13 protein-coding genes are annotated in these 12,370 nt (G+C 68.1%); 7 read left to right on the plus strand and 6 right to left on the minus strand.

What is annotated here, in order from left to right; translation table 11 throughout:
* The first annotated feature begins 3 nt into the window (after positions 1–3).
* A complete protein-coding gene (locus BSP_RS00190) occupies positions 4–240 on the plus strand; it encodes a DUF6624 domain-containing protein (protein ID WP_370513385.1) in 237 nt (78 codons plus the stop codon).
* Positions 241–652: 412 nt separating this feature from the next.
* Positions 653–1,354, plus strand: a complete 702-nt coding sequence (locus tag BSP_RS00195) for an NAD-dependent deacylase (RefSeq protein ID WP_152948880.1) — start codon at positions 653–655, stop codon at positions 1,352–1,354.
* A gap of 54 nt (positions 1,355–1,408) precedes the next feature.
* Here BSP_RS00195 and BSP_RS00200 read toward each other — a convergent pair whose 3' ends face one another.
* Positions 1,409–1,966 (minus strand): OmpA family protein, encoded by a 558-nt coding sequence (locus BSP_RS00200; RefSeq protein WP_194166985.1) that lies wholly within the window; start codon positions 1,964–1,966, stop codon positions 1,409–1,411.
* 372 nt (positions 1,967–2,338) lie between these two features.
* Between BSP_RS00200 and BSP_RS00205 the strand changes: the two genes are divergently transcribed.
* The gene (locus tag BSP_RS00205) at positions 2,339–3,172 is read left to right on the plus strand and encodes a hypothetical protein (RefSeq protein WP_152948881.1); all 834 of its coding nucleotides are present in this window, start codon (positions 2,339–2,341) and stop codon (positions 3,170–3,172) included.
* A 13-nt stretch (positions 3,173–3,185) separates the two neighbouring features.
* Here BSP_RS00205 and BSP_RS00210 read toward each other — a convergent pair whose 3' ends face one another.
* From BSP_RS00210 to BSP_RS00225, 4 genes are all read right to left on the minus strand, one after another.
* Complete coding sequence (locus BSP_RS00210; RefSeq protein WP_227975999.1) at positions 3,186–3,968, minus strand: hypothetical protein; 783 nt, start codon at positions 3,966–3,968, stop codon at positions 3,186–3,188.
* Positions 3,969–4,031: 63 nt separating this feature from the next.
* Positions 4,032–4,358 (minus strand): YnfA family protein, encoded by a 327-nt coding sequence (locus BSP_RS00215; protein ID WP_152948883.1) that lies wholly within the window; start codon positions 4,356–4,358, stop codon positions 4,032–4,034.
* Between the two features lie 153 nt (positions 4,359–4,511).
* A complete protein-coding gene (locus BSP_RS00220) occupies positions 4,512–5,297 on the minus strand; it encodes an RNA methyltransferase (RefSeq protein ID WP_152948884.1) in 786 nt (261 codons plus the stop codon).
* Positions 5,298–5,464: 167 nt separating this feature from the next.
* A complete protein-coding gene (locus BSP_RS00225; protein WP_152948885.1) occupies positions 5,465–6,484 on the minus strand; it encodes a S1/P1 Nuclease in 1,020 nt (339 codons plus the stop codon).
* Between the two features lie 215 nt (positions 6,485–6,699).
* Here BSP_RS00225 and BSP_RS00230 point away from each other — a divergent pair, with 215 nt between their 5' ends.
* Complete coding sequence (locus tag BSP_RS00230) at positions 6,700–7,344, plus strand: DUF4168 domain-containing protein (protein ID WP_227976000.1); 645 nt, start codon at positions 6,700–6,702, stop codon at positions 7,342–7,344.
* A gap of 3 nt (positions 7,345–7,347) precedes the next feature.
* On the opposite strand, the gene BSP_RS00235 is transcribed toward BSP_RS00230, so the two are convergent.
* A complete protein-coding gene (locus tag BSP_RS00235; protein ID WP_152948886.1) occupies positions 7,348–9,210 on the minus strand; it encodes a monovalent cation:proton antiporter-2 (CPA2) family protein in 1,863 nt (620 codons plus the stop codon).
* 167 nt (positions 9,211–9,377) lie between these two features.
* On the opposite strand from BSP_RS00235, the gene BSP_RS00240 reads away from it, so the two are divergent.
* The 3 genes from BSP_RS00240 to BSP_RS00250 all read left to right on the plus strand — a co-directional run bounded on the left by BSP_RS00240 (position 9,378) and on the right by BSP_RS00250 (position 12,272).
* Complete coding sequence (locus BSP_RS00240; protein WP_152948887.1) at positions 9,378–11,165, plus strand: VWA domain-containing protein; 1,788 nt, start codon at positions 9,378–9,380, stop codon at positions 11,163–11,165.
* A gap of 62 nt (positions 11,166–11,227) precedes the next feature.
* Positions 11,228–11,635 (plus strand): CBS domain-containing protein, encoded by a 408-nt coding sequence (locus BSP_RS00245; protein WP_152948888.1) that lies wholly within the window; start codon positions 11,228–11,230, stop codon positions 11,633–11,635.
* A 70-nt stretch (positions 11,636–11,705) separates the two neighbouring features.
* The gene (locus BSP_RS00250; RefSeq protein ID WP_054763961.1) at positions 11,706–12,272 is read left to right on the plus strand and encodes a hypothetical protein; all 567 of its coding nucleotides are present in this window, start codon (positions 11,706–11,708) and stop codon (positions 12,270–12,272) included.
* The last annotated feature ends 98 nt before the right edge of the window (positions 12,273–12,370 follow it).

Consider the following 12,370-nt stretch of genomic DNA (forward strand, 5'->3'; position numbering starts at 1 on the left):
GCGCTGGAGGCGATGGCCGACCGGGGCGAGGCCCTGAAGTGGCAGTATGCGATGATGTACGACCGCATCGCCGTCGCCGAGAACCGCCCCCAACGGTATGGCACGCAAATGCAATGCGTCGACGGCCGCATGATCCCTGCGCCGACCGAAGACCCGGAACGGCTTGAACAACGCCGCGCTCCGATGGGGTTTGGCTGGCCCGACTACGCCGGCTATCTGGCGAACTTCGGGGCTTGTTGAGCGAGCCACAGGTCAGGCGATGAACACGCCCCGCTGTCGCAATCGGCAAGCTGGGGGGAGCCCAGATTGGTCAGCGATGAAAGGGCGAGACGCCTATCTTAAGGTGCGACACTGGGTCGATGCCCGTCTCTCCAGCGAAAGTTGATAGCATACTCATCTTCGCCGTTCCCGCGCTGATGGGGTGGGCGCCGTTTGTTCCCCGATAGGCCGTCTCGTCTTCCTCAGTCGTGGCCGCAGCATTCTGGCTGTTGTGGATCGCCTTCGTCGGCTGGCGAGCCGCTCGCCTTATCCGCGCAGGCAACTATAAGAGCGCAAGAGACTACGACCAGCGAGGAAAGTTTCTCCTCCCGCCCGAATACGCCGCGTCTGAAAGCTATATGACCCACCAGCGCCGTTCTCGAAAAGCCGAGCCATGAGCCTCGTCGTCCTGACCGGCGCCGGCATATCGGCCGAGAGCGGCGTGCCCACGTTTCGGGCGTCAGACGGCCTGTGGTGCGGGCACAGGGTGGAAGAGGTGGCGACACCGGAGGGATATGCGGCGAACCCCGCCCTGGTGCAGGACTTCTACAATCAGCGGCGGCGGCAGTTGGCGGAGGTCCGGCCCAATGCGGCCCATGTCGCCCTGGCCGAGCTGGCGGCGCGGTGGGACGGCGACTTCCTGCTGGTGACGCAGAACGTCGACGATCTGCACGACCGGGCCCATGCCGAGACGCCGCCCGCCGCCGGGTTCGAGCTGATCCATATGCACGGCGAACTGCTGAAGGCGCGCTGCACCCGCTCGGGCGTGGTGATGGACTGGGCGGGGGACATGGCGGCGGACGAGCCTTCCCCGCACCATCCGCAAGGGAGGATGCGGCCCCATATCGTCTGGTTCGGGGAGATGCCTCTGGCCATGGAGCGGATCGAGGCGGCGCTGGCGGCCTGCGACCTGTTCGTCTCCATCGGCACCTCGGGGGCGGTCTATCCGGCGGCGGAGTTCGTGCAGTCGGCCCGCTACGCCGGGGCGCGGACCGTCGAGATCAATCTGGAGCCGACGTCCGGCGCGCGCCTGTTCGACGAGGGGGTCTATGGTCCTGCGACCGAGGCCGTGCCGGCCTTCTTCCGCGACCTATAGACCTGAAAACGACGGCCGCATCGCTGCGGCCGCCGATCTCTGGATCAAGCCCGATCAGGCCAGGACGACGATGGTGACGCGCCGGTTCTGCGCCCGGCCTTCGGGAGTGTCGTTGGAGGCCACCGGCTCTTCCTGACCATAGGAGATGGTCGACATCCGGTTCAGGGCCACGCCCTGGCGGTTCAGGAAGCGGCGCACGGCCTCGGCCCGCTGCTCGCCCAGCTGGTCGTTGTGCTCGGGCGTGCCGGTGGAGTCGGTATAGCCCTGGATCTCCAGATAGACGTTGCGGTTCTCGCTTTGCAGACGCTGGGCGAACTGGGCCAGACGTTGCTCCGCCTCGGGCGACAGGGCGGCGGCGTCGGTCGGGAACTTCACGGAATCGTCGGACAGGACGACCTGATAGAGGAACTTGCCTTCCGCCAGCTTGTGGGCGTCATTGGCCCGTTGCAGGGCCTGGCCCGCCGTGCCCTCGACCTGGGTCACCCGGTTGTCCACCACCTCGACCTGATCACGCACGAAACGATGGCTGGCGCAGCCGCTGGCCGCAAAGCCCATTGCGATGAGGGCGCCGCCGAGGACCGCCGTCCTGAGTTTCGATCTGCTCAAGTTCATGTCTCCTTCTTGCTGGGGGCGCCACGCCCAGTTCATGCGCCCGATGAAACTGCGGTAGGCGACAAGGCGGAGTAATGACGCGCTTTAGGCGGCAAAATGTCAGCTTAGCCGTTCGGTCTTCGACAAAACCGGCGATTTTCGATGAACAATTGGAACCAGAAGGCGCGCCGTTACGTTGCGCCGCCAGCAGGCTTCGCCGTATGGCGGACAATCTGGACTATTGCTGGTCTTAGACAGTGACCAGTTGTATTCGCACCTTCGCCACCTTCCTGACGTGACTGAATGTTTTCAACAGACAGTCGTGATTTTTTACAGGGGTTCGTCGCGAATGACCATGCGAACGACGTCTCACATCGCATCACGGATCGGCGATTGAGCCCGGCGGCGATCCGGCGACGGGCCCTGGCGGTCGCGCCGGTGGTGTTCGGCCATGCGGCCCTGGTGCTGATGATGACGGCCGTGCGGCCCGAGCCGCCGGCCCGGCCGACGCCGGAGCCGGCGATCCTGGTCGAACTGGTCGCTCCGCCGCCACAGCCGCCGCCGCCCGCGCGCATCCCCGCGCCCGATCCTTCGCCGGCGCCTGACGCCCCGGCGGCGGCCCAGACACCCGCCCCGGCCAAGCCCGCCCCCCGACGCGCCCCGCCCGCCGTCGCGGCGGCGCGGCCGCGCAAGATCGTCGATCGGCTTCCGCCCGATATCGAACCCCTGCCCGCCGCCCCCGCCCCGCCGGGACCGCCCCTGCCCCTGTTGGGCGCGGCCCAGCTGGCGGGCGCAGCGACTGTCGGCGCCGGTCCGGGCGGAGGGGGCGGCGATGGAGGCGGCGGCGGGGGCGGGAACGGCGGGACGGGATCAGGCCCAGGCTCCGGCGGCGGGTCCTGCGACATGGTGCGCTGGGTCCAGGACGCCGTGCGCGACGACGCCGCCGTGCGCCGCGCCGTAATCGCCGCCAGCCGGGAGATGAACGCCGCCGGTCGGGCCATGCTGGTCTGGAACGGCGACTGGCTGCAAAGCCGCAACCAGGCCGGCAAGGGTCTGGCCGGGGTGCGCCAGGCCATTGCGCTGGAGGTCGCCTTCGCCCCGGCCGAGTGCCGAAACCAGCGGATGACGGGCCTGGCCGTGCTGACGCTGGAGGACGGCGCCGACCGGGCGCGGATCGCCCTGGGCAAGGGCAGCTGGCGCTGGTCGGATCTGTTGGGGGCGGGTTAGACTTTATGGTCGCTCAAGGTCGCGGGGTCGCCTGAAACCATCGGCCAGGCATCAGACTCTCGATGCCTTCGAACGAATTTGGCAGCGCGGACACAGGCACACTGGCGACCTGCCTCAGCAAGTCGATCGGGAGGAGAAAGAAGCTCGTGCTCATAATTCCCTGATAGCCGCCGCAGCAGGGCGGAGGGGGCGGCGTGTGCAGAACCGTAACGGCCCAACCACTCGACGCCTGAATGGCGACAGCGTCGAATACGATGATCGGACGATCCAGGGGCGCTCGTAGGTGCGAACACCGCGAAAGCGGCTTCGCCTCACCATTGATCGGCAAGGTCGGAAGGCTGGCCGATTGTCCCGGCCCGTCGATACGGCTCACGCCCGGTATCCGGCCGGCTCCCTGTGGCAGCCGCAACTCCCGCGCCAGTTTTTGGCAAAGGTCCGACGTCAAAAGCGGATCGCTGGGCGGAGGTCGGTTGAACACCACCTTCGCCACCGGCTTCGCGCCGTCGGAATACTCGCAGAAGACCGCCTCGGTCTGCACCTGCCCTGGCAAGCCCCCCGCCCCAATCGCAGACAGAACCACGCCGGAGCCGAGTGAGGGACAGGAAAACCCGCTCGCCCTATGGCGGAGTGCGCCGTCCGTGATCTCGAAGGCGCTCGCCACATCAGGCGATGCGTCGCTCAGAATGCCGTCCAACGGCAAAGCCGTTCTCGCGTGATAAGATTGCGAGAGCGCACCGGTGGCGGTCAAACAAAAAGCCAGCCCAAGGATGCTCGCGAATAACGACCGAAATTTCATTCGGCGAGTAAACACGTCCGATCCAACTTGGAAAGCGCCCACGCACATCATCGGGTTGCGATGTTAGAAATTCCTCGGCCCGAACAGGATGATCCTTGCCCCGACCAGACAGACCGCCGCGCCGATCAGATCCCAGCGGTCGGGCGTCGTCTTCTCGACCATCGCCATCCAGCTCAGGGAGGCGCAGATATAGACCCCGCCATAGGCGGCGAAGGCCCGGCCCGCCGCCTCGTTGGGGACCAGGGTCAACAGCCAGGCGAAGACGATCAGACAGGCAAGGCCCGGCGCCAGCCACAGCGGCGAGCGGTCCAGCTTCAGCCATGCCCAGAAGGCGAAACAGCCGCCGATCTCCGCCAGCGCCGCCAGCGGGTAGATCAGGGCCGGCTTCATGAGAGGTTTCCTACGCCGTCTTTTCCACCGCCGTCATCCTCGGGCTTGACCCGAGGATCGGGCGTCGTTCGAACCATGCCTTCACGGAGATGCAAGGCAGCGGATCATCCGATCCTCGGGTCAAGCCCGAGGATGACGAGGGGATGGGAGCCTCTATTCGCCCGTTTCAGCCTTCGCCGCCCGTTCCGCCGCCATCTTGGCCAGCACCCGGCCCCGGCCCCGGGCCAGGGCGTGGATGGCGCCGCGCATGGTGGCGACCTCCTGTTCGGAGAAGGCGGCGCGGCCCAGCATGACGCGCAGGTTCTGGCTCATCGAGCGCTTCTTCTCGGGCGGGTAGAAGAAGCCGCCGTTTTCCAGCTCTTCCTCCAGATGTTCGTACAGGCCGATCAACAGGTCGTTCGAGGCCGGCGGCTCAGCCTCGCGGAAACGGGGCGGCGGGGCGTCCAGGATCAGGGTGCGCCACTCATAGGCGTTGATCGCCACGGCCTGGGCCAGGTTCAGCGAATGGTGCTTCGGGTCGATGGGGATGGTGACGATGCCGGCGCACAGGGCGATGTCGGTCGTCTCCAGGCCGGCGCGCTCGCCGCCGAACAGCAGGCCGGTCTTCAGGCCCGAGGCGGTGTCGTCATAGAGGACGCGGCTGGACTCGCGCGGGGTGCGGACCGGCTGGCGCGTCTCACGCGGGCGGGCGGTGGTGGCGAAGACGGTGTTGAGGTCGGCGATGGCCTCGGCGACCGTGTCGAACACCCGCACCCCCTCCAGAACCCAGTCGGCGCCCGAGGCCGTGGCCCAGGCCCGCTCCTGCGGCCAGCCGTCGCGGGGGCTGACCAGGCGCAGGTCGACAAGGCCGAAGTTCGCCATCACCCGCGCCACGGCGCCGATGTTCTCGGCCATCTGCGGCTTGTCGAGGATGACGGCGGGGGGAGTCAGATCGGGCATTCGATGCACATACTCTTTCCGCTCATCCCGGCGAAAGCCGGGACCCAGTGCTTTCGCATCGCCAACGGCGCCTTAATGCGTCGGACGAAAGGTCGAGCGCCGCTTTCAGATCGAAGCGCCCAAAGGTCTGGGTCCCGGCTTTCGCCGGGATGAGCCGATAACGGGGGTCAGTCCTCGCCGACCAGGGCCAGCCAGGGGTCGGCGGTTCCGGCCTCGACCTCGGCGACCTTGACGGCGGGCCAGCCGATGGAGGCGTCGGCCGAGGCGGTCCAGGCGGCGGCGATGAAGTCGCGCAGCTCGGCCGCACCCGCCGCCAGCCGTTCGTTGACGAAGGCCGCGCCGCGCGGATCGTTGTCGCGGAAGGCCCCCGCCTTCTCCAGTCGGTAGAAGGGAACGACCGTGCCGAGCGTGGCGGTCAGATAGGCGACGGTGCGCGCCTTGACATCGAAACCCGTCAGATCGGCGGCGGGCATGGCGGCCTCGACCGCATCCAGACGGGCGACGCGGCTGGTGAAGGCGCCTTCGAACTGGGCGTGGGTCTGGCGCGAATTGGTGAAGCCTTCCGGGTTCGGAAAATCGCCCCAGCCGTTGTAGTGGATGCTCGTATGGTGCGGCTGGGAGCCGTCGCCGACATAATGGCCCATCACCCCGATGTCGCGCAGGATCAGGGCCTCGCGGCGGATGCGGTCGGCCCGGTACCAGGCCTGGCGCTCCATGTTCGTCTCGCGCTTTTCGGCCGCGTTCAGCACGCGCCAATAGGCGAAATCGCGGCCCAGGTTCTGCCAGGCGTCCATCATGGCGTAGGGCAGATAGCCGGCGTCGTCGACGTCCAGACCCGCCTGGGTCAGGGCGGCGTCATACTCCGACTTCAGACGCGGCAGGGCGTTCAGGCTCATGCCGCGCTGGTCGAACACCCGCCCCTGATCGTCCAGGTCGATGAAGTGGGCGGTGTCGCGCTCGCGGTCATGCGGCTGGCCCGCGCCCTTCCACCGGTCGGGCTCGCGCGCCAGTTCGCCCACGTCGGCGACGGCGCCGGGAGTCTTAAGGAAGGCGGGCAGGTCGTCCGGCAGGGCCCGCATCGCCGCCACCCCGATCAGCCGGTGCCCCGTATTACCCCAGGCGTCCACCTGGACGGCGGGGACGGCGACGGCGAGGACGGCCATTGCGGCGATGGCGAGACGTTTCATACGGAGGACCCTTGCGCAGATCACGACCGTCTAACGCATCCTTGATCGGCTCTCCAGCCCGACGGGGTGACGATGGTGGCGCGAACGCCTAGGTTAGGCGGGCTCCCCGCCCTCCTGTTCCCTTCAAGGCTCCACCGTCGCGGGCGAGTGACGGCGTGATTGCGTCGTCGTCGTCACTGACGGCTTTCGTGGACGCCAGACCGAAAGGACCACGCATGATGCGCGCGCCCCGTTTCGCCCTTCTCGTCTCCGCCGCCGCCCTTGCGACCGCAGCGGCGGCCCAGGCCCAAACCGCCACGCCCTATCAACCCGCCTCCGGCCAGACGACGCCGACCCAGGCGGCCCCGGCCGATCCGAACGATCCTTCGACCTTCACCGACGAAGAACTGCGCAAATACGACGCGGCCATCACCCGCGTCCGCGCCGTCAGCGACACCTTGAACGGCGCCCAGCCGACGCCGGAACAGCAGGCGGAAATGGCCGCAGCGGTTCAGGAGTCAGGGCTGGAGGTGGTGCGCTTCAACGCCATCTCCCGCGCCGCAGCCGACAATCCGGTGATCGACGCCCGGATCAGGGCCATGAAGGCGCCGCCGCCCGTCCCCGGCTCCGTCGCCGCCGGCGTCAGCGAGGCCGAACTGACCCAGTTCGTCCAGGCCATGGAGAAGATCCGCGCCGTCACCGCCAATGTGCAGAACGGCCAGGCCACGCCCGAGCAGAGCGCCCAGCTGACCGCCGCCGTCCAGGGCTCCGGCCTGGCCGTGGATCGCTTCAACGCCATCGCCGCCGCCGTGTCCCAGGACCCGGGTCTTCGCGCCCGGGCCGAACTGATCGGCGCCCGTTATCAGGCGGCGTCTCAATAAGGCTCAGGATGCGACGGGTTCGTCCTCGGCCGCCGGGACGGACGGACCCGCCTCGTCCTCGTTCAGCAGCCGGCCCTCGCGGCGCGGCTTGATATAGGGGGCCGGCTGCGGCGTCGGCATGTTTCCGCGCATCAGCTGGCGGCCCGCCGTGATGCCGCCGGTCAACTGAAGATCCAGCCGCGCCTCGTCGCGCCGGCGCACGTCGCCGATCGTCTCGGCCGCCTCGTGCTCGTCCATGCCCAGTTCGACCAGGGCGCGTTCGCCGAACTTCAGCGCCGACTCAAACGTCTCGCGGATCTGGTAATCGACCCCCGCCTGGATCAGCCGCATCGAATGGCCCCGGTCGAAGGCGCGAGCCATGATCTTGGTGGTCGGGAACTCGGACTTGACCAGTTCGACGATCCGATCGGCGACCTCGGGCTTGTCCACGCAGACCAGGACGATCTCGGCCTCGTCCGCGCCCGAAGCCCGCAAGGTGTGGAGCTGGGCGCCGTCGCCGTAATAGACCTTGAACCCGAACTGGGAGGCGGCCTGAATCATCTCGACGTCGTTCTCGATGATCGAAACGTCCACGTCGCGCGCCAGCAGGGGCTGGGACACCACCTGGGCGAAACGGCCGAAGCCGATGATCAGGACCTGACCCCGCAGATCCTTGGCGAATTCCACGCCGTCCGCATCTTCGGCCGACACGGTCGGCTTGGGCAGGAGACGCTGGGTCAGCAGACTGGTCAGCGGCGTCAGGGCCATAGACAGGATGACGATGGCCGACATCATGGCCCCGACCTGGGCGTCGAACAAACCGGCCGTCACCGCCGCGCCATATAGGACGAAGGCGAACTCGCCGCCCTGGGCGAACAGGGCCGCGCGTTCCACCGCCTCATGGTGCGACGCCTTGAACAGGCGGGCGACGGCATAGATGCCCAGAGCCTTCACCGCCATGAAGGCGACCACGCCGCCGACGACCAGACGCCAGTCGGCGACCACCACCGACAGGTCCAGCGACATGCCGACGCTGAGGAAGAACAGGCCCAGCAGAATGGCCCGGAAGGGCTCCACATCCGCTTCCAGCTGATGGCGGAAGCTGGATTCCGACAGCAGGACCCCGGCCAGGAAGGCGCCCATGGCCATCGACAGACCGCCCAGGGACATGGCCCAGGCGGCGCCGACGACGACCAGCAGGGCCGCAGCCGTCATCACCTCGCGCCCGCCGTAGCGCGCCAGAAGACGGAAGATCGGATTGACCAGATATTTGCCGGCCAGCAGCACCCCGCCGACCGCCGCCACCGCAAAGCCGACGGTCTGCCACAGGGGCGGCGCCTGTTCGTCCGCCACGCCCAGGACCGAGGCCAGGACGGCGACGACGGCCAGAAGCGGCACGATGGCGAGGTCTTCGAGCAGCAGGATGGAGACCGCGCGCTGGCCTGGTCCGCCCGCGATCGCGCCGCGCTCTTCCAGCATCTGCATGATGACGGCGGTGGAGGACAGGACGAACCCCATGGCCCCGACGAAAGCGACGGGGGCGGAGAAGCCCGCCAGCATGGCAGTGAGAGTCAGAATGAAGCCGCAGAACAGGACCTGGGCCGCGCCCAGGCCGAAAATCTCTTTCCTCAGTCCCCACAGGCGTTTGGGCCGCATCTCCAGCCCGATGATGAACAGGAAGATGACCACGCCGAACTCGGCGACGTGCAGAATGGTCTCGGGCTCGCGGAACAGCTTCAGGCCGAACGGACCGATGGCCAGGCCCGCCGCCAGATAGCCCAGCACCGAGCCCAGGCCGACCCGTTTGAACACGGGCACGGCGATCACCCCCGCCGCCAGCAGCGCCGCCGCCGCCCCCAAATCCAATCCCGACGCCGGCTCGGCCATGCTGCACCCCTGAAGCTAGGCTCCCATTGTGGGGAGGCTCGGCGCAGATTGCGAGAGGACGCGAAAGACACGCTGGAAGAGGATCGTGCGGCGAGCGGCGTCCGCGGCCACAGTTTCGCCTCAGACCAACCCGCGACTGACATCAAGGAGAACAACCGGAGGAAGCCATGTCACGCATCATCAGGATGGCGGCGCTGTCCGTTCTGAGCCTGTCCTTCGCCGCACCGCCGGTCGCCGTGCCGAGCGTCGCCCTGGCCAAGCCGGTGGATGGCGAACCGACGCCGGCGGCGTGCCGACCGCTGGGGTTTGAGCTGCAAGCAGAACCAGACATGGAGGACGTCGTCGTCACGGCGTCGCGTGTTCAGGGCCGGACCCAAATGAATGCACCGCCCGCGCCGCCCGCGCCCCCTCCTCCGCCGCCTCCCCCACCGCCGCCGCCTCCCCCCGCGATGGCGGGGAACGTGGTCGTCACCGGATATCGTGTCTCGCCGATCACGCCTGCGCCCACGCCCGCGCGGGCCGACACCGAACGCTATCCCGACGCGACGCCGAATCCGGTGAAGCGGACCAGCGATCAGCCGGTCTCGACCTTCTCCATCGACGTGGACACGGCGTCCTATTCGAACGTGAAGCGCTTCATCGACGAGGGTCGCGCGCCGCCCAAGGACGCGGTGCGGGTCGAGGAGCTGATCAACGCCTTCGACTATGACTACGCCCGGCCGACCAGCCGGAGCCGGCCGTTCGCGATCACCACGGCGGTCGCCGCCTCGCCCTGGGCGGAGGGGCGTCAGATCGTGCATGTCGGCCTGCAAGGCTATGAGCTGCCGGCGGGCGAGCAGCGGCCGCTGAACCTGACCTTCCTGGTTGACGTCTCCGGTTCGATGAACAGCCCCGACAAGCTGGACCTGGCCAAGAAGGCGATGAACCTGGCCATCGACCGACTGCGGCCGCAGGACACTCTGGCCGTCACCTATTACGCGGAAGGCGCCGGCACGACCCTGCAGCCCACCAAGGGCGACGAAAAGCTGAAGATGCGCTGTGCGGTCGCCAGCCTGAAGGCCTCGGGCGGCACGGCGGGGGCGACGGGCATGACCAACGCCTATGATCAGGCCCAGGCGAACTTCGCCCGTGACAAGGTCAACCGCATCCTGATGTTCACCGACGGCGACTTCAACGTGGGCGTCACCGACGACAAGCGGCTGGAGGACTATGTCGCCAACAAGCGCCAGACGGGAATCTATCTGTCGGTCTACGGCTTCGGGCGGGGCAACTATCAGGACGCGCGGATGCAGGCCATCGCCCAGGCGGGCAACGGCGTCGCGGCCTATGTCGACAGTCTGCGCGAGGCCCGGCGTCTGTTCGGGCCCGCCTTCGACAAGGGCGCCTTCCCCATCGCCGACGACGTCAAGATTCAGGTCGAGTTCAACCCCGCCCGCGTCGCCGAATGGCGGCTGATCGGATATGAAACCCGGCTGCTGAACGAGGAAGACTTCGCCAACGACCGGATCGACGCGGGCGAGGTCGGCTCCGGCGCCAGCGTCACCGCCCTCTATGAAATCACCCCCGTCGGCGGCGCGACCCAGGTCCCTGAGCGGCGCTATCCCGACAATCGGATCGGGATCGGCGGCGGCGATCCGAACGGCGAGATCGGCTTCATCCAGATCCGCTACAAACAGCCGGGCCAGAGCCGGTCCGAGCTGATCCAGCAGCCCCTGACCAACCGGGCGACCGGCCCCGTCGGCGCCCAGGCGCCGGAATCGACACGCTGGGCCATGGCCGTCGCGGCCTTCGGTCAGAAGCTGAGGGACGATCCCTGGATGGCGGCCGACTACGGCTGGGATCAGATCGTCGAACAGGCCCAGGGCGCACGGGGCGACGATCCCTATGGCGACCGGGCCGAGTTCGTGCAGCTGGTCCGTGCGGCGAAAGACCTGCCCCCTGCACGGACGCCTTAAGGCCGGAACCGCGACGCCGGCGACGGGTTTTCAGCGCGACAGTCAGGCAAGGAAGACCCGTGATGAAGATCCGCGACGTGATGACCCGCGACGTCCATCTGGCGCGCCCCGGCGATACGATCCAGGCGGTGGCCGAACGGATGGCCCGCGGCGACTTCGGCTTCGTGCCCGTCGCCGAAGGAGACCGGCTGATCGGCGCCGTGACCGACCGCGACCTGGTGGTCCGCGCCTTGGCCGCCGGGGCCGCGCCCACCGCCCCGATCGTCGAATACATCACCCGCGACCCGCACACGGTGCTGGACACCGATGATCTGAAGTCTGTGCTGGACCTGATGGCCTCGCGTCAGATCCGGCGCGCCCCGGTGGTGGACAAGCACGGCCGCATCGTCGGCGTGATCTCCCTGGGCGACCTATCGACGCGGGTGAAGGAGCGGTACGCCGGCGAGGCCTTGGAGAGCATTTCGCGTTAACGCTGTCCGCTCACGCGACGCTAAGGCGAACCGTTCATCCTTACCCGGCTCAAACGGCCGGAGGACAGCCATGGCGCGCGCGCAGTTCCAGAAGGGGCAGAGGGTCTGGGTCGAATGCGTCGGCGCCTGGGCCACGGTCGAAAAGGTCCAGCCGGTCTGGGCCAAGGGGTTCGAGGAGCCCGTGCGCGTCACCTATGACGTGGGCCTGGGGCGGGAGTTCGCCGCTTCGGAGCTGATGACCGCCGCCGAGGACGCCGCGAGCCGCGACCTGGGCGTCTGGCGCGTGCTGCGCGCCCGCAACAAGTGGCAGGCCGAGGAAGACTGTCTGCACCACCCTCAGCCCGGCACCTATCCCGTGGTCGTCACCGACACCGCCGACTGGGGCGGCTGGCGCGTGCCCGGCGCCGAATACGACCGCGATCCGCAACGGATCGAGTTTCAGGCGCGCCTGATCACGGCGGCGCCCCAGTTGATGCGGCTGGCCGAAAGCCTGATCGCCCTGGCAGCGGAAGCGCCCGAAGACGCCCCGCCCGCCGTGCTGGACCTGGCGCGCCAGGCCCGCAGCGCCCTTCATCCGGTCGTGACCGTGGCGCAGGAGGCGCAGACGTCGCCGCAATCCCCAGCCGTCGCCGCCTGACGGGTCAGAAACCGTTAACCAAGTCTCGACAGGAATCCGCGACGCAGCCTAGATTCGCCTGATCAGCGGCATTTTGGCGGGAGAGCGACTTGCGGGGC

Origin of the sequence: Brevundimonas sp. Bb-A (assembly GCF_009394735.1) — a bacterium.
Classification (GTDB): Bacteria; Pseudomonadota; Alphaproteobacteria; order Caulobacterales; family Caulobacteraceae; genus Brevundimonas; species Brevundimonas aurantiaca.